This window comes from Paenibacillus sp. RC67, from assembly GCF_030020805.1.
Taxonomy (GTDB): Bacteria; Bacillota; Bacilli; order Paenibacillales; family NBRC-103111; genus Paenibacillus_S.
In genome coordinates this window covers 6,604,423-6,621,067 of sequence record NZ_CP125098.1, presented here as the reverse complement: position 1 = coordinate 6,621,067, position 16,645 = coordinate 6,604,423, and the positions used below count along the sequence as shown (strand labels likewise).

Annotated in this window: 16 protein-coding genes and 2 pseudogenes; 12 read left to right on the top strand and 6 right to left on the bottom strand. The window is 45.7% G+C overall.

Annotated elements, in window-relative coordinates:
- Positions 1 to 10 precede the first annotated feature (10 nt).
- From QMA13_RS30015 to QMA13_RS30000, 4 genes and pseudogenes are all read left to right on the top strand, one after another.
- Complete coding sequence (locus tag QMA13_RS30015) at positions 11 to 961, top strand: TIGR03943 family putative permease subunit (protein ID WP_282937312.1); 951 nt, start codon at positions 11 to 13, stop codon at positions 959 to 961.
- A gap of 37 nt (positions 962 to 998) precedes the next feature.
- Entirely contained in the window at positions 999 to 1,859 is an 861-nt protein-coding gene (locus QMA13_RS30010; protein ID WP_282937311.1) for a cupredoxin domain-containing protein, read from the top strand.
- A 462-nt stretch (positions 1,860 to 2,321) separates the two neighbouring features.
- Entirely contained in the window at positions 2,322 to 2,567 is a 246-nt protein-coding gene (locus QMA13_RS30005) for a hypothetical protein (RefSeq protein WP_282937310.1), read from the top strand.
- Between the two features lie 161 nt (positions 2,568 to 2,728).
- Positions 2,729 to 3,672 (top strand): annotated as a pseudogene (locus QMA13_RS30000) (alpha/beta hydrolase).
- Positions 3,673 to 4,324: 652 nt separating this feature from the next.
- Here QMA13_RS30000 and QMA13_RS29995 read toward each other — a convergent pair.
- The 3 genes from QMA13_RS29995 to QMA13_RS29985 are packed head-to-tail and all read right to left on the bottom strand — an operon-like array spanning position 4,325 to position 6,165.
- A complete protein-coding gene (locus QMA13_RS29995) occupies positions 4,325 to 5,338 on the bottom strand; it encodes a serine hydrolase domain-containing protein (protein WP_282943641.1) in 1,014 nt (337 codons plus the stop codon).
- Between the two features lie 5 nt (positions 5,339 to 5,343).
- The gene (locus tag QMA13_RS29990) at positions 5,344 to 5,829 is read right to left on the bottom strand and encodes a hypothetical protein (RefSeq protein WP_282937309.1); all 486 of its coding nucleotides are present in this window, start codon (positions 5,827 to 5,829) and stop codon (positions 5,344 to 5,346) included.
- Positions 5,830 to 5,889: 60 nt separating this feature from the next.
- Positions 5,890 to 6,165 carry a hypothetical protein gene (locus QMA13_RS29985; protein WP_282937308.1) on the bottom strand — a complete coding sequence of 92 codons (276 nt, stop codon included), beginning with the start codon at positions 6,163 to 6,165 and terminating at the stop codon, positions 5,890 to 5,892.
- Between the two features lie 160 nt (positions 6,166 to 6,325).
- On the opposite strand from QMA13_RS29985, the gene QMA13_RS29980 reads away from it, so the two are divergent.
- The 5 genes from QMA13_RS29980 (at position 6,326) to QMA13_RS29960 (ending at position 11,582) form a co-directional block, all read left to right on the top strand.
- Positions 6,326 to 6,763, top strand: a complete 438-nt coding sequence (locus QMA13_RS29980; RefSeq protein ID WP_282937307.1) for an NUDIX hydrolase — start codon at positions 6,326 to 6,328, stop codon at positions 6,761 to 6,763.
- 343 nt (positions 6,764 to 7,106) lie between these two features.
- Positions 7,107 to 8,666 carry an extracellular solute-binding protein gene (locus tag QMA13_RS29975; protein ID WP_282937306.1) on the top strand — a complete coding sequence of 520 codons (1,560 nt, stop codon included), beginning with the start codon at positions 7,107 to 7,109 and terminating at the stop codon, positions 8,664 to 8,666.
- A gap of 287 nt (positions 8,667 to 8,953) precedes the next feature.
- Positions 8,954 to 9,448, top strand: a complete 495-nt coding sequence (locus QMA13_RS29970; RefSeq protein ID WP_282937305.1) for an NUDIX domain-containing protein — start codon at positions 8,954 to 8,956, stop codon at positions 9,446 to 9,448.
- A 9-nt stretch (positions 9,449 to 9,457) separates the two neighbouring features.
- Positions 9,458 to 10,054, top strand: a complete 597-nt coding sequence (locus QMA13_RS29965; protein WP_282937304.1) for a histidine phosphatase family protein — start codon at positions 9,458 to 9,460, stop codon at positions 10,052 to 10,054.
- A 136-nt stretch (positions 10,055 to 10,190) separates the two neighbouring features.
- Positions 10,191 to 11,582, top strand: a complete 1,392-nt coding sequence (locus QMA13_RS29960) for an MATE family efflux transporter (protein ID WP_282937303.1) — start codon at positions 10,191 to 10,193, stop codon at positions 11,580 to 11,582.
- Between the two features lie 40 nt (positions 11,583 to 11,622).
- Here the strand turns inward: QMA13_RS29960 and QMA13_RS29955 are convergent, their stop codons facing one another.
- Complete coding sequence (locus QMA13_RS29955) at positions 11,623 to 12,045, bottom strand: GNAT family N-acetyltransferase (RefSeq protein ID WP_282937302.1); 423 nt, start codon at positions 12,043 to 12,045, stop codon at positions 11,623 to 11,625.
- A 205-nt stretch (positions 12,046 to 12,250) separates the two neighbouring features.
- The gene (locus QMA13_RS29950) at positions 12,251 to 13,633 is read right to left on the bottom strand and encodes an MFS transporter (RefSeq protein WP_282937301.1); all 1,383 of its coding nucleotides are present in this window, start codon (positions 13,631 to 13,633) and stop codon (positions 12,251 to 12,253) included.
- A 182-nt stretch (positions 13,634 to 13,815) separates the two neighbouring features.
- On the opposite strand from QMA13_RS29950, the gene QMA13_RS29945 reads away from it, so the two are divergent.
- The 3 genes from QMA13_RS29945 (at position 13,816) to QMA13_RS29935 (ending at position 15,355) form a co-directional block, all read left to right on the top strand.
- Positions 13,816 to 14,121 carry an ArsR/SmtB family transcription factor gene (locus QMA13_RS29945; protein ID WP_282937300.1) on the top strand — a complete coding sequence of 102 codons (306 nt, stop codon included), beginning with the start codon at positions 13,816 to 13,818 and terminating at the stop codon, positions 14,119 to 14,121.
- 147 nt (positions 14,122 to 14,268) lie between these two features.
- The gene (locus tag QMA13_RS29940) at positions 14,269 to 14,424 is read left to right on the top strand and encodes a tautomerase family protein (RefSeq protein ID WP_282937299.1); all 156 of its coding nucleotides are present in this window, start codon (positions 14,269 to 14,271) and stop codon (positions 14,422 to 14,424) included.
- Between the two features lie 166 nt (positions 14,425 to 14,590).
- Positions 14,591 to 15,355: a ChbG/HpnK family deacetylase gene (locus QMA13_RS29935; RefSeq protein ID WP_282937298.1), complete on the top strand. Its 765-nt coding sequence runs from the start codon at positions 14,591 to 14,593 to the stop codon at positions 15,353 to 15,355.
- 332 nt (positions 15,356 to 15,687) lie between these two features.
- Here the strand turns inward: QMA13_RS29935 and QMA13_RS29930 are convergent.
- Positions 15,688 to 16,637, bottom strand: a pseudogene (locus QMA13_RS29930) (MsnO8 family LLM class oxidoreductase).
- Positions 16,638 to 16,645: the final 8 nt, after the last annotated feature.

The following is a 16,645-nucleotide window of genomic DNA, read 5'->3' as shown; positions in this document are numbered from 1 at the left end:
GGAAATAGTGGTGAAGAACGGTTACGCTCCCATGGTGCATCATCTCTTGAAAGTGGTGATTTTATTCGCCTTTGCTGCATATCTGGTAAGCTTGGTGTTTACGGGGGAGATCCTTCTTTTTGTTGCGCCTCATCTATTAAAATATGTGAACATGGCTGCGGTGGGGCTATTCCTGTTCGCCCTGTTTCAGCTGTACATCTCGATTCGGTCCACCAAACAATCCTCGCCTGGCTGCGCCTGCCCACACGATCATTCCAATGATGGACACTCGGATCATACACATCATCATGAACATCATCATGGTGAAGCTAAGTCAGCGTGGAAACACGCCGTCCTTTATGGTTTGTTTGTGATGCCGCTGCTGCTTGCAGCGTTACTGCCCAATCAAGCATTCGCTGGTTCACTGGCCAAAGGCAGCGGGATCCGTTCAGGAGAAACGACGGCGGTCGATAGCAACGGGGTACCCATAGATTTAGCGCAGCTGCAGGGAAGTGTAGATGCTAAAGTGAAGGCAATGTTTACTACGGATAAGTATAATCGGGACTACGCCAAGTTAGGGATGCTCCTGTATAAGCAGGATGTAGTGGAAATGAAGGATGAGTGGTTCATCGAGAAACTGCAGTCGCTTAATCTTTTCGCAGACCAATATGCGGGTAAGCAAGTTAAAATAAAAGGCTTCATCTATCGGGAAAACGGCCTGCTGGAAAACCAGCTTTTCATTGGTAGAATGGCGATGACCCATTGTATTGCAGATATTTCCCCTTACGGCATTATTGCAGAGCTCCCGAATGCAAGCCGTTATGCGAATGATTCTTGGGTTACTATAACAGGAACCATCGACAAAACTACTTACCATGATCAGCCTGTCATCAAAATTAAGGTTCAGCAGGTGGAGCCTGCAACCGCTCCTGTGATTCCCTATGTTTATCCGGATTGGGATTTGGGCAAAAAATTGAAATAAACTTGAGCAACTTGAACATAAAAAGGTGGTTATCGTAATGCTGCTTAACTTGGGTAGTTTTTTGCTGATTGTTCTGTTGAGCGCTTATCAGATCTTTAGTGGATTCCGTGGAAAAGGAAGAAAGGTAAGAAACATATCGACGTCGGTGTTTTCTTTCTTGTCAGCATTGGCCTTCGGTGCCATAGCGGCGCAAACGTTCGATTGGGGCATAAGCATCCTTTTATTAATTTCGGTAGTATTCGCTATCGTCGTTGGGTATATGGGTGGAGCTGCTTTCGGGTTGCAGAAGGCCATACAGGGAGCTTTATCCGGTACGCTGGGCGCGATGCTTGGAACGGTGGCGGGAAGTCTGTTCTATAAGTCGAACAACGTTGTGCTGGCTGCCGCGATTGTTTTTATCGTGGGGTCATTCCTTATTCAGAAGATTAAAGAGCGGTTGGATGCAGGCAGATTGAAGAGCAAGGCAGCAACGCAAAAAAAGCCCACTTATCGCGGTACGGTAATCCTTGCCGTCTGCGCTGTCATGGGTGCAGGGGTTATGTTCACAGCTATCAATCAAATTCATATAGGCGCCATTGGTGCACCGGCTTCGCAAATCGCTGTGTTCGATGAAGAAAACGATCTGCAAATCGCGTCGATTGACGTGACCTCTTCTGGGATGATTCCCGTCAATACGGAATTTAAAGCAAATACCATGATTAAAGCTGTATTTAATGTGAAGTCTAACGCAGGAACCGATCTAAAGCTGGTATCTAAGGATTTAAACTTCAGTGCCGATTTGAAGCCCGGTGAAAATATGTTTTTGCTGAATAATCCTCAGCCTGGAACTTATGAGATAGTCGAACCTGGAAAAGCTTTCAAGAGCACGTTTACGGTCAAAGGCGGGCAAGCTAAATAGTTGAACAGGTACACATAAAAGCGGGTGCTGCGGCAACCTGCTTATTTTGTTTTTGAGGGAGATTTTAAGTGAAGGGAATGAGCGTACACTATCTTTTTTAATTTGTGGTATATTTATCCTTATATTGTATATTCAGGTATGAATTAAGTTTTTATAGAGTGAAGATGAACGTCTTTCTCCTAACACTGTAGCTTTCGTGAGAAATGCAATGGATGAATCGGGTTCTGAACACTCTGACCAAGAGAGGTGAGCTGTTCAAATGATTATTGTAATTATCATTTTCATGGTGTTGGTTCTATGCGGATTATCAAGTATAGATTTTAAGCTAAAGAAGAGGCTTGAAAATGATGAAAGAATTATAAGTAGACTGGATTTGATTTGGCAAGAGCAGCAAAGGATTCGGTCTAATCAAGAGCCTTAGTATTAGGAGTGAATCCTCATTCAAGGGAAGGAGAATAGAATGTGAGGGAAAAGCGTATGTACGTGATAGGTGCCGCGTTTATTTTGATGTCGGGAATTCTATACACGTTAGAACTAATCTCCAATTATGTGCCAGAAAATATTAAATGGGCAGGATTGTATGCGGGTGATTTCTTCGGTGAAGTGCCCTCGCCTTATTTGCATGGCTTCGTAAACAACATCTATGTACCCGCTTTTCTTCTAACTGGAATCGCTATAATTGCTAACGCATCGTTAAGGAAACCATAGTGCATATTAGTTTGATAGCAAATTGTAAACAGATCCACATGGTTACGATTATTGCAGAACAATCCCTTGCACAGATACCTTCTGCATTACGTTTCAGGTTTTGGATTCTTTTATTTGGTGTAAAAAGTAATGACACTCAAAATGGAAGGGAGTCTTACACCATGCCAAATGAAGTGAAACTAGAGCCCGAAGCACAGCAATTCGTGGAAGATACGAAGAATCCGCCCTATTTATATGAACTTGGACCGAAGAATGGTCGCAAGAAAGTAGATGAAGTACAGTCCAGCCCTGTTAAAAAGCCAGATGTGGATATCGAGGAGCGTATGGTTCCAGGAGGACCGAACGGGCAGGTACCGGTAACGATTATCAAGCCGAAGAACGCCGCGGCATCGCTTCCCGTCATTGTCTATAGCCATGGTGCCGGCTGGGTATTCGGCAATGCCCATACGCATGACCGCTTAATTCGAGAGCTGGCTGTGGGTTCACAATCGGTAGTTGTGTTCCCAAATTACAGCCTATCGCCAGAGAGTAAATTTCCTACCGCGATAGAAGAGATTTATGCCGTCGTCGAATGGGTTGCCAAACACGGCATGGAGCTCGGCGCGGACCCATCCAAGCTGACGGTCGCCGGTGATAGCGTGGGAGGCAACATGACGGCTGCGGTGACGCTGATGGCCAAATATCGTGAAGGCCCAACGATTCACAAGCAGCTGCTGTTTTATCCGGTAACTGATGCATCCTTTGATACCGATTCCTACAAGCAGTTCGCGGAAGGCTATTTTCTGAGCAGGGAAGGAATGAAGTGGTTCTGGGATCAATACACAACCAGTCCGGAGGAACGGGCTCGGATTACGGCATCGCCGCTCCGTGCCACAATCGAGCAGCTAAAGGGATTGCCACCCGCGCTGGTTATCACCGGAGAAGCGGATGTGCTGAGGGATGAGGAGAAGCCTATGTGGCGAAGCTTCGTGAAGCCGGCGTGAAAGTTACGGCAGTACGCTTTCAAGGCATCATCCATGACTTTGTCATGCTGAATGCACTTGCAGATACGAATGCCGCAAGAGGAGCATTGCTGCTGGCGAATGCTTGGCTGAAGAAAAGCTAACGGCCAATAGATCACATAAATCATCAAGCGGGCGCAATAGCAGCCTGCTTTTTCTTATTTCTAGACACCACACAGCAACTAAAAAATAGTTTCTACGTATATATAAATAACCTGTATTTTCCAGTAGAGAATCTATGGGTAAGCACCATGAACTAATGAGGCAGTTGAGAGTTTTAGGGCTGCCAGTTACGCAGAACACGTTTCTATACTTTCAGGTGAGGGGGGAAAACAAGCTGCAAGTTGTCATAACCACAGTTACCCTATGTTTTATCTTCCTTCAGGATATCTATATTCTGGTCGCGCAACCAGCTCGCTATAAACCATGGAGGCCAGTGTTTCATGTTGCTTTTGGATTATTGTTCATGATCTTCTCGATCTTCTTTTACTGGAATGCATACAGACCCAGAGTAGGGCCGGTAGGAAACGGACCAAACGATGCTGTAATATGGTCTAATTTTCTTTATACCATGATTGTCGGGGGATGTTTCTTAACTCTCGGGATGGTCGGATGGGCTGTGGTAAGAAGCTTCAAATCGAAGAATCACCATGAATCTTTGGACGAATAAGCTAAATAGACAATTACATCAAAAATGCCCCCGACATAAGTTAAGCTGGAGGCATTTTTTATTACAGACATATATTATTCGCGTACCTAACCTGCAGGGGCTACCGTGTCCTTATATGTATTAAAGAACTGGATAAGAGGCTCGGACTGCTGGTAGTCTAGTAAAATATGAGTTAAAAAGTAGGCTTTAACGGAAATTTCACTTTCGTTCCACGAATATGTTTTTTCCCAATCCAGAGGGGGCAGGCTCTCTAAAATAGAATAAAGCTGCTCTCTCTGCTCCAGAAAACGACGGACTAGCTGCTGCGGAGAAAGGGTAGCTGGCGGAAGATTCGCCTGTTCAATCTCTACTGCCGTCTCCGGCTGTGTATCCAGTGGCGTCAGAATATGAAGAGCTTTTGTATCGCGATGAATCATTGTTGCAAGGAGATCTAATGGAGATCTTACGGATGTTGAGGATTGCGGCTTATGCCAGTACTCCTCACGGATCTTGTCCAGAGCCTTGGCTCTGTGATGGAAAGAACGAAAATGGCTTAATAAGAAGTGCATCTCTCCTGCTTCTACGTCCAAAGGGATAAGGTCAGGAGGAGCTTGTGTAGAAGTTGTTTCGCTTTTTGCTTCTAAAATAAGCCGGTACAGACGCAGCACTTGCTTGCCATTAATGTGACGGCCGCTGTCCGTGTCTGCCCTATGCACAAACACAAGATTTTCTTGGGGGATAACCGAAATGCATTGCCCGCCGACACCCCTAGCCTCGTACATTCCAAGCTGATTCCATATGCCCTTCATTGGTTTCCACCATAAGTAACCGTAGCCGGCGCTCAATTCTTCCATGATCGAATATGGAGCAGTGCTCTCTTGAATCCAGTTTTTAGGGATCAGCTGTTGATTGCCGAAGCTTCCGTTCTGCAAGTAAAGAAGCCCAAAACGGGCCAAATCCCTGGCCGAGAGGCGATAATGCCTGGCTCCATGAATAGAGATGTGCTCCTGCTTGACTAGCTGCGTATGCAGTTCTGGTAGGAAGTCCTCCATGTGGAGCGGTTTTGCAAGCCGCTGCTCAAATGCTTCGAACACAGTTGAATTCGTAGTCAGCTCGAATATAGTCTCTAATGCGTTGAAATCCCAGTTATTATAGCACCAGAACGTATCTGGAGCGTGGCTGCCTCTGGCTGGACGGTTTTTTTCATCGCTGCGGTTTCCGAGGCTGCTTCGTGGTAAATTCCGGACCGTGCTTTCAGTAAATGCACAACCTTCGCTTGTTTTTCTTGTTCCGTTAACGGAGGCATGTCGTCGATACCGAGCTCTTCTAGCGTTTGGTTAATGTCAATGCTTCCTTGCTGTGTATGAATACCGTACAAGGCACTTAATAAGCTTTTGCGAAGCGAGTGACAGCGATAGGGGATAGTTACATTGCCCCAAGCGACGGCAGTAGCTCCGCGGTCTATGACCAGAAGCGCTGCGGAACCTATTTCATCGAATACCTGCTTAGCTTCCTTGAGCTTATCCGCTGACCAACCACCCTGTGCTGGATCGGCATAGGTCAGCCATGGACCGCCTTTCTGTGTGCTTCGAGCTTGCTCCCATAATTTCATTAGGTGCACATCCTTCATGAATAAAATAAGGGACACATCGATAGTGTCCCTCAAACTGGTTTAGAAGCAATATTCTTCCTCGTGAATATAAGCATCTAAACGCCAATTACTATTAAGAATGCGTTGTTGAGCAGCCTCGGCGTCTGCCCAATCGTTATAGGGACCGAAGGTTTCAATATATCCGTCAGAATCGTATGCAGTAACGAAAAACTTCCATATGTTGCAGCCTGAACCAAAAGATTGTTGAGTGACCGTGGTGTTGTTTTTTGCTAGAGCAGCGCTTGGAAGGGTGAGAATGACAGCACATAATGCGAGAACTAATAGTTTCTTTAACATAAGTGCATTCCTCCTATTGGTTGATTTATGAATAATTGTAATATATTTACTTATGAGTAACAATAGGATTATAGCACTTATTAAAATAAAGGTGTTTGCGAAAGTAAGAGAGGATCGGAGAACGATATTCTTACTACTAAATCAGGAGGTGTTCTTATCCATGTTTAAAAGAGTGGACGTAGCCAGCGCGTTGATATGGGATGAAGCAGGCCAAAATGTAGTCATGGTGAAAAATAAAAATGGCAACGGAGATTATTGGAGCTTGCCGGGAGGGGCTGTTGAACCGGGCGAAACCTTGAACCAGGCCGCAGTGAGGGAAACGAGAGAGGAATCGGGGTTGGATATCCAAGTAACGGGACTGCACTCGGTTAGAGAGGTTTTTTTCACGGGAGCAGGACACCATGTTTTATTGTTCATTTTTGAAGCGGTTATCATTGGTGGAGAACTAGGGACAACTGACCCCGATGAGGAAATTATGGAAGTCAAATGGGTGTCTGCAAAGACAGCGAATGAGGTGTTTTCAAGCCTCCCTGTCAAACTCGAAATAAGCCGCGAGGATAAGAATGCCAGATACTCTTTCCATGGAAATGTAGGATAAGCTAGGTGCCGATGAGCATCAGAGGGAACAGGATATGAACCTGCTGGTCTTATGTATGAGTTTCATACAGTGGAAAATAAGATAAATAAAGGGTGGATAGCGCTTTCAACCTTCTCTCTGTACAACTTATAAAAACATAAATTTTTACAACTGCCGTCCCTTTGGTTGGGCTTTTTTTTGTTGTAATGACGCTGATTTCTGAAGGAAGGGAGCAGCGCGTTAATAAGACGAATCGTAAAAAAACACAACGTCCCATAATTAAGACCGTTTTGGTGGGAGTCGAAAATAGGTTAAGATAGGATGAACAAAAAATAGAGACACACAATAGGAGAGAAGGATTACTATGAAAAAAGCAGTAAGTATCGTAATGGTAACAGCGCTTGCAGCCGGTTCCATAGCTGGTTGTTCTACCAAAGGCGAGGAAGCAAACGCTCCAGCTGGAAAAACAGGGGATAAGGGTCCACTAAAATTTTCTATCGCTTATCCAATCACTTCAGGTGACGGTTACGCTCAGCGTTCCCCTGACTTGAACAAAGACAAATGGATTCAAAGATTGAACAAGCTGACTAACACAGAGTTGGACGTACGTCTGATTCAACGTGAAAAAATGAGCATGATGTTTGCCGGCAACGATCTTCCGGACGTGCTTGGAAGCTTGGATATGCCGACAGGTAAAGATATGGCGGGTTCTGTAGAAGCCGGCGTATTTATGCCATTGGACGATCTTTTGAAGGAATATGCACCGACCGTTTACAAAAAGGTACCTAAAGCAGCATGGGATTCGGTATCGTACAAAGGCAAAATTTATGCAATTCCAAGTTATTTGACGAATCCGTCCCGTCGCGGTACGTACATTCGTACAGATCTTTTGGAAAAGACAGGATTGCCGGTACCAACTAATGTCGATGAATTTTTGAATGTACTGCGTGCATTTAAAAAGCTGGGCGTAGAGAATCCTTACCAAATGCGTGAAAACTTCAAATATGCCGACGTGATTTTGGGCGCATTTGACGTGCTTCCGTACAAGGATCAATTCGAAAAGCAAGGCGATCAAATCGTACCGAAATTCTTTGACGTAGAAAATATGCAGAAAGCTCTGCAAACCTATAAAACGATGTACGATGAAGGCTTGATGCCAAAAGATTTTGCTACTATCTCCTCCACAGATTACAGCAAAAACATCAATGCCGGTAAATCGGGTATCTGGTCAGCTAACGTTGGAACGGGCTTGAAAGATTTCAGAACGAATCTGAAAGCGGTTGATCCTAATTCGAAAGTAGACGTTATTCCTTCTCCTAAAGGACCTGAAGGCAAAGGCGGGTACTTCTTGTATTCCCCAATGGTTAGTGCGTACTACATCAACAAAAATGTAGACAAAGAAAAAGCTATCGGTATCATGAAGTTTGTTGAATGGATGGCAACGGAAGAAGCGGACAAGTTCTTCAGCTTAGGTGTTGAAGGAGAAAACTATACGGTTGAGAACGGAAAAATCAACTATAAAGTTCCGACGAACAAAGAGGAGACTCAAGAAGAATCTTTCCGTACTACATTGAGATTGGCTTCTGACTCTACTTATAACAAGCTTCAATTAAGCGTTAGCCAAGACGGTCAAGACATCTTGACAGCATTCGATAAAGTATTGTCTAAAGAAGGCTTGCCAGGTATTGGCTTCAACCCGGATCTGAAAGCATTCTCCAAATATCCGGATTTGACACCGCTTGGTGATACAGGCCCTAAATTGATCATCGACCACATGGTCAAAATGATTTATGGCAAAGAGCCGATCTCCGATTGGCCGAAAGTTATCGAAGAGTACAAAGCTAAAGGCGGTAACGAAATCGTCAAAGAAGCTACAGAAAGATACAACAACAAAGACGGAATCGCTATCTTCAACAACCAATAAGAATAAGATAAAAAGCTTGATTCAGTTTTCTGAATCAAGCTTTTTTTCCGTTCTGAAGAGGTCCCTGAGAACAACAAAAACCACCGCTGCCGGTGGTTTATCTCATCTAAATAGACTATTAAACAATAAAAACCAGTTTTTGACAGATTTTAAGCAAGGGGTGCTATCTCGAGCTCCTATAATAGTAGTATAACCGATTTGAAAATATAAGTCTATATTTTTCCTGTAAAACCGATTATTGTTATTTAAGCCGGCCGGCAAAATCAGTAATAGAGAGAGGTGGACCGATGGCAGCTAAACAAATTAGAACCGCAGCACGAGCTATCATCATTAAAAATCAATCGCTACTCGTATTACGGAGGACCGGATTACAGGGTGAATTTTTTGTGCTGCCCGGCGGTGGGCAGAAGCATGAAGAAGCGATCCAGCAAACGTTAATTCGGGAAGTGCTGGAGGAAGTGGACCTTCATGTCAACGCTGAGCAGTTGCTGTTCATTAATGAATTCATTGGGAAAAGAGATTCAAGCTTTCCGGACCATGAGCAGGACGTTCACCAGATTGACTTTACGTATCTTTGCAGCGTGACAACGGAGCAGGAAGCCCAGGTTGGAGCACAGCCTGATGTTCATCAAATTGGTATTGCGTGGATTCCTTTAAAAGAAATCACAGATTACCGGACGCATCCGAAGGACGATCTGAATTTCATTATGGGGGCGCCTGGGCGGGATGCTTTGGTGACTTGGATTCAAAATGGTTTTGTAAAAAATACAATATGTCTATAGGAGGCTAATATGCAAATTTTGATGATTCGTCATGGGGAGTCGGAAGCAGATATATTAAAGGTGCACGAGGGAAGAGCGGATTTCCCGCTAACCGAGCTAGGCCGCAAGCAAGTAAAGCTTATGGCGGAGAAGGTAAAGCAGCAATTCCCTCCTGAATTCATCTGGGCCAGCACGTTAAGAAGAGCGAGCGAAACGGCGGGGGTGTTAGCAAACACTGTAGGATGTCCGGTTCAATACGAGGCTGACCTGATGGAGTACAACAATGGAATTTTAGCCGGGCTATCTTATGAAGAGGCCAAGAAATATCCCAGACCGCAAGTGGCTCACGAACGGATAGAAAACGGGGAATCGGATATTGAGTTCCGCATGCGGATAGAAGTTATCTTTTCTAAAATATTGAGCTCATCTCCATATGACAGAATTGCCATCGTAGCCCATGGAGGGGTTATTAATAATTTATTGCGTTCCTTTTTCAAAATGCCGGTCACTAAAGAATTCGGATTTAGTAACGGGGATACGGCGATTCATCTTGTGGAAATAAGCTCAAGCAAGAGCAGAAAAATTCATTTCTTAAACGATATTTCGCATCTTGATGGATTGGAATAAAACAACCCGTATAAAGTAAGCGCACCCAATTTGAAAGTTTTGTAAAATGCTAATTTAGATAGTGCAATAGGATTGGAACTGTGCTACGATACCTTGAGTTTAATGGAACGGAACGAAAAAGAGAAGGTGAGACATCATGGATTCCATTCAAGGGAAACAGGCACATGGCAGCACGGAGCAGTTCAATTTGTTCTTTCTCACATGGCCGATATTTTTGGAAGTTTTTCTGTTTATGCTGATGGGGATCGCGGATACGTTTATGCTGAGTGCGATTTCGGATAATGCCGTTTCGGGCGTCGGTGCGGCTAACCAGTACTTAGGTATTGCCATCCTCATTCTGGAGGTTATCGGCAACGGGGCTTCCATTGTTGTGGCGCAGTATATCGGCTCTCGCAAGCTTATAGAAGCGGCCAAAATATCGGCTCATGCGGTTACACTCAATTTGTTAGTCGGATTGCTGATCAGTCTTGGGTTTATACTGTTCAGCGGTAAAATGCTGGAGTCGTTGAACTTAACCGGAGATATATTAGTTCACGCGCAAAACTACCTGCACATCGTGGGCGGCGGAATCTTCCTGCAGGCTATCATTAATTCATTGGCGGCGATCATTCGGGTTCATGGATTTACAAAGCACGCAATGCTTGTATCGCTCGGGATGAATATTGTGCATATTGCAGGCAATTACACGCTGATTTTTGGTCACTTCGGTTTCCCTCAGATGGGCGTTCAAGGTGCGGCTATTTCATCGATAGGAAGCCGTGCACTGGCCGTACTTGTCTTTCTGTGGCTGCTGTATCGTGTTATGGAAGTGCGGATTGAATGGAAGTACTATTTCTCTCTTTCGATAGAATATATTCGCAATATATTGAAAATCGGCATTCCATCGGCCATGGAGCAGGTCATGTACCACGGCTGCCAAACGATCTTCCTGTTTTATGCGACCTTCTTGGGGGCAGAGGCGTTGGCGGCAAGGCAGTACGCATCGAACATCTCGATGTTCATTTATTTGTTCGCTATTGCCATCGGAATGGGAACATCGATTATCGTGGGTCGATTGGTAGGCGCTAACCGGCAGGATGAAGCTTACAAGAGAGTGTTATCCAGTGCAAAGTGGGCGAGTGCAGCCACACTACTAATGGTAGCGGTAGTTATTGTGCTCCGTAAACCTCTTATGGGCTTGTTCACCATAGATCCTGAGATCATACGTTTAGGCGCGAACGTGCTGCTGCTTAGCATCTTGTTGGAGACGGGGCGCACGATCAATATTGTGCTGATCAACTCGCTTCGAGCCGCTGGAGATGCCAAGTATCCGTTATGGATCGGTATGTTTACGATGGTAGGAATGAGTTTATCGTTAGGCTATTTGTTCGTATTCAAGATGAACATGGGGCTTGCGGGGATATGGCTGGCCATCGCTTCAGATGAGTGGTCTCGTGCGATCATCATGTACTTCAGGTGGAAGAGTAGGGCGTGGGAGAAGCATGGGCTAGTGAGGCGAGAATATAAGGAGCAATCCGCTAATATATAGCAGATGTCAAAACAAGGAGCCGTGAACGGTTCCTTGTTTTTTATTCATACACCATAACCCAGTACTTCTCTTCGCCTGGTCGGCCCTCTTCAACAGCCTTCTTCCATCCATTGCGTTCATAAAATGTCAAAGCCTTATGATTTTTAGATACGCATTTTAATCGCATGGGTTTATTCATTTTCTGGTCAGCCGCTTGCAGTAATTGGCTACCGACTCCTTTACCGGAGCAATCAGGATGAACAAAAAGGTTATGTATGAAATTATCCGGTAAGTACAGTGATACAAAACCCATGATGGTATCAGCTTCTTCTGCTACGATGATGAATTCGTCCTGCGTATGCTTATCAAAATCTTCCAAAGTCATTTCATTAATATTGTCCCATATAAAGGTTTGGCGGCGCGATTCCAGATACAACTTTCTTAATTCGGGGTAGTCATTTTCAGTGGCTTCTCTAATATTCAAATGTTCACTCTCTCTTTCTTTAGTTCAGTTTTTATTCAATTTCATGATGGCTTCTCTATAGTAACATAAATGGATATTATAATAAAAATAAAGCAGTAAGCTATCTCTTAGATGATAACTACTGCTTTATTTAGCGAGAGCAGATCTAGTACAGCTTATTTGATCATGCGCGTAATCTCATACTAGCTATCTTCGGTGAAAGTTGTCACTTTTGTAGCGACGTTCCGTGCTTCTCTGCCCGGTACAACAGCGAACAGATGATAGCGATAGCCGCGATCACGGTCATTCCCCAGAATATATTGGTGTAAGCAAGCGGAAGAGGCAGGCTTTTTTGCATGGTGAGGGAGGTTCCTGTGAGGGCTACGCTAAAAGCTCCACTGAAAAACTGCAGAAGCTGGAACAGTCCCATGCCTGCACCTATATGTTCTTTGGGCACGATCCGCGATATTTCATTGGATACGCTTGTGGTCAGAGCCGAGAAGCTGATACTGAGCAGCATGTAAGTCACAACGATGGCATAGACCGAATGAACCGCCAGCAAGGCGAACAATGCAGCAGCTAAGATCAGCAGCCATGGTGCATAACGGAACAGCACGCTGTTGCCGAAACGATCGATCATCTTGCCGATCCAGGTAGATGCGAGCATCGACAGAACCGCTCCCGGAAACAATACCAGACCGGACTGTCCTGGAGTCAAAGCATATAGATGGGCCAGGATTTGGGGAACCAGGAACAATGTAACGAAGCTGCTCATGTAGGCCATAATTCCAATGGCGTTAAGGTTCATATATGATTTATTGCCGAACAGGGAGGGCTGAACAAAAGGATTGTTCGTACGACGGATACGCATCCAGAACAAGACTAGGGCAAGCACTCCCGCAGCTAGCATCCACCAAGAACGGTTTGTCAAAAATAGAAGTGAACCTGTGGTTCCTATAGCTATTAGTACGGCTCCTGGTATATCAAAAGAACCTCTTTGCGGCTGTTCCTTTGGCAGCAGCTTGTAGAATACGGGAACTAGCAGCAGCGTGACTGCAGTAACTAGAAATAAATCGTTCCACCCAAAATACTGGGTAATGGAACCGCCGATAACAGGACCTAGCCCAAGACCAAGCGAGCTTGCAGACATCACAATGGACATCGATTTGCCGCGTCTGGATAGTGGAATGTAGCGGGTCAGCATTACAATGCCCAGCGCGGGGACGGAGGCGGCCCCTGAAGCTTGAATAAGACGGGCGATTAGCAAGGGAACGAAATCATGGCTGAAAAAGCCAAGGATGGATGCACCCCCGAGAGAAAGAAGCCCGATCGTGAACAGCTTGCGAATTGGTACGAAATCAGACAGCCGCGAGTACGTAATGGATGAAATCGCGAATACGATCGAGTAGCCTGTAACAATCCATGAGGCTGCAACAGAAGACAAGGAGAAGTCTATAGTGATCTGTGGTAATGCCAGGTTGAACATCATTGTGTTCATCACAACGAGAATAACGGTAAAGCCGAGAAGCGGAATGATCCAGCTTTCCTTGAAGCTGCTTGTCGTTTCAGCAGCGGATTGTGAATTAGGGATGGTTGACTCGGTATTCATAGGGCCCCTCCTTATAATGATAAATGATATATCCACCCCTTTTTATGAAGATTGAAGCAGGGTAGCGAAAAGGCATACAGTTCAATATTTCGATTATTATCGAACAATAGAAATATATCATGAGATGTGGTATAATTCAAGAAGGAAAGTGTAAATTTTTTGAAAAAAAGGGGGAGCGGTCATTGAAGATTTTATTTCATCCCGCAGTTGACGACATCCATCTGTGCTCTGTCCTCTACGCTTTAAGCGATCCAGTCCGAATGAGTCTGGTTAGCAAAGTTGCCCAACATGGCGCTCAGCCATGCAGCTCATTTGAACTTCCCGTCGCCAAGTCGACGGCTTCTCATCATATTAGAACCCTTCGGGAAGCAGGAGTGGTTCGCGTTCAAATACAAGGAACTCAGCATATCGTTGATCTTCGCAAGGATGATTTGGAGAAGCGGTTTCCGGGACTGATGGATGCCGTATTGAATGCGGTTACAGTATAGAACTTATAATCTTGGAAAAGCGAAAGCGTCCGCCTTTGTTATCGGGAAATAACCGCTGTAAAGCGAATAAGTTAATAATTTCACGAAAATAACAGCGATTGGAAGGGGGATACTCTACTGGAGTACCTACAACCATTTCTGTAATCTGTGGTTCCCCACTTAACTCGAGGAGTTACACAGCTGCTCGTAGATGTGATGGGAAAAAATCCTAACACAACGGTTGTCGTTATTGACGAGGTGGATACGGATAATTGGGGAATAGGCGGAGAGACGGTAACCGTTCGGAGGCAGCGGGAAAAGTAAGGATTTTTGACGCTGGGGCTTTACTTTTTTTATTTCCGGTGTATAATACGAACAACATACACAATATCCCGTAAGAGCAGGGGACGTAAGATCACTTTCAAGTGGTTTTGCGTCCCTTTTTGCTGTTTCATTAGAAAAAATATCGAGAGGGTGTGAAAGGCTACTCATGATGCCGGGAGAAACGGCTAAGGAAGCAGCCGCGTTTTGTAGAAGGAATGCATCTGCACCTGTCGGGATTCACCTCACGCTGACGAGCAGCAAGGAGTGTGCGCTCAAGCCATGTTATCAAGCGGAGCCCTTGCCTAGCTTGGTGACTCTAGACGGATGCTTTCCGACAAGGGTGGAGGAGGTGGAGCATAGGGCAGATACGGAACAACTTCGATTTGAGCTGGAAGCCCAAATCGAGCTCGCCCTTCATCTGGGAGTGGAACCGACTCATTTGGATAGCCATGCCGGAAGCGTTATGGGACTGCTGACAGGACGTGATTTTCTGGAAATGGTGTTCGACCTTTGCTTGAAGTATCGCCTCCCGTTTCTACTCCCTCGGAATGCTGCAAGGCAGCCTTTTTTTGATAGCAGGCAACAAGCGCTCTTACAGCAAAGAATTACCTCGGCGCTAAGCCGCGGCGTAGAGCTTATTGATGATTTGTACACGCTGCCGTATCTGCGAAGAGAGGGAGAGACCTATGAGAGCGCAAAAGAAGAGCTGATCCAATCGCTCAGGCGGCTACGCCCTGGTATTACACAAATTACGCTTCATCCTTCCCTTTATCAAAGCGGGAGCAAACCATTAACGCAGCAGCAGGAGACAAGGGAGATGGAGTACAGGCTATTCCAAGATCCTGATATTAAAAGGAGAATCGAGCAAGAGAGGTTGCGGCTGATTTCCTGGAAGAAGATTCGGGATGTTCAGAGAGCTGGCGAGCGGTAAAAAGAATAAAGCAAAAAGACAGCCCTATATCCTGCCTAAGAGCAGCGGGCTGCCTACTGTCGTAAAGAATGCTTGAAGATCTCATTTATAAAAAGCGAAGCACGGTTCTAATCTCCTGTACGCACATAAAAACGCTTGCGGGATTCACGATGAACCATCCTAAACCAGTAATAAACATACATAAAAATGTAGTGCGGGTAAGACTAAGCAATGGGTCCGTTATGCGCAAAGTACTCCCCCTCCGTTCGTGTTCTGCTGTTAATAGCATATGCACGAATAGAGAAGTTTGTCCGTGATTAGGAGTGCATTGGCATACGATTTTTTAAATAGAATTAAGCTTGCGAGAACATCGCCTTGGCGAGCAAAGTATAGGAATGAAGCCGTTTCTCGTAATTTTTGATCATAGTGACGACGATAAATTCGTCTACACCGTAGAGGCAGGCTAGCTGCTCCAGACGCTCCTTGACATCCTGCGGTGTGCCAACCAGCCATTTGCGGCTGGAGGATAGCGGTGGAGCTTCCTCATCCTCAGTGCCTTCTTGACGGAAGGCAGCTGTGCCCGGAGCTGCGAGCTGCTGGGCTTCCTCCTCGGTATCGGCACATACAACCCCGACAGCTGCGATGGTACGAAGAGCCGTGCTGAGCCGGGAAGGAGTATATGCTTCGCGGTAAGCATCCAGTACTTCTTTCCCATCCACATCACTCATGAACTGTCCGAACACGTAACCGGCTCCTATCTCAGCGGCATAAGCAGCACTTTTACGGTTCGTGCCCAACATCCATAGCTCTGGCGGCGAGGGGGAGTAGGACGCGCAGTAACCTTCTGCCCGTCCAACTGGAAGCTTCCCTCCAGCAGTTCTAAGAGCTCTTTCAGCTTATCCGGGAGCTGCCGGACATTCTCAAGAAAGTTGCCGCTAAGGGCTATGCTTACGTGTGCTGAACCACCGGGCGCTCGGCCAATGCCGAGATCTACGCGTCCCGGATATAAGCTTGCAAGCAGGTGGAACGATTCCGCCACTTTGAGCGGCTTGTAGTGCGGCAGCAGCAAGGCGCCTGAGCCAATACGGATACGCTGAGTCCGTGCTCCAACATGGGCCAGCAGCACTTCAGGAGAAGTGCAAGCTAGATGAGGCATATCATGATGCTCTGCAACCCAATAGCGGGTGTAACCTAGCCGTTCAGCGGTCTGAGCCAGCTCGACAGCTTGACTTAGAGCGTAGGCTGCGTCTGCTTCATCCAGTACAGGAACCAAGTCCAATACACTAAGCTTCAAGGGCTTCATATATTCTC

Excerpts from the sequence above, each read along its gene's own strand:
- QMA13_RS30010 (WP_282937311.1), top strand. The coding sequence starts at position 999 with ATGCTGCTTAACTTGGGTAGTTTTTTGCTGATTGTTCTGTTGAGCGCT.
- QMA13_RS29990 (WP_282937309.1), bottom strand. The coding sequence starts at position 5,829 with ATGAAATTATGGGAGCAAGCTCGAAGCACACAGAAAGGCGGTCCATGG.
- QMA13_RS29985 (WP_282937308.1), bottom strand. The coding sequence starts at position 6,165 with ATGTTAAAGAAACTATTAGTTCTCGCATTATGTGCTGTCATTCTCACC.
- QMA13_RS29980 (WP_282937307.1), top strand. The coding sequence starts at position 6,326 with ATGTTTAAAAGAGTGGACGTAGCCAGCGCGTTGATATGGGATGAAGCA.
- QMA13_RS29975 (WP_282937306.1), top strand. The coding sequence starts at position 7,107 with ATGAAAAAAGCAGTAAGTATCGTAATGGTAACAGCGCTTGCAGCCGGT.
- QMA13_RS29970 (WP_282937305.1), top strand. The coding sequence starts at position 8,954 with ATGGCAGCTAAACAAATTAGAACCGCAGCACGAGCTATCATCATTAAA.
- QMA13_RS29965 (WP_282937304.1), top strand. The coding sequence starts at position 9,458 with ATGCAAATTTTGATGATTCGTCATGGGGAGTCGGAAGCAGATATATTA.
- QMA13_RS29960 (WP_282937303.1), top strand. The coding sequence starts at position 10,191 with ATGGATTCCATTCAAGGGAAACAGGCACATGGCAGCACGGAGCAGTTC.
- QMA13_RS29950 (WP_282937301.1), bottom strand. The coding sequence starts at position 13,633 with ATGAATACCGAGTCAACCATCCCTAATTCACAATCCGCTGCTGAAACG.
- QMA13_RS29935 (WP_282937298.1), top strand. The coding sequence starts at position 14,591 with ATGATGCCGGGAGAAACGGCTAAGGAAGCAGCCGCGTTTTGTAGAAGG.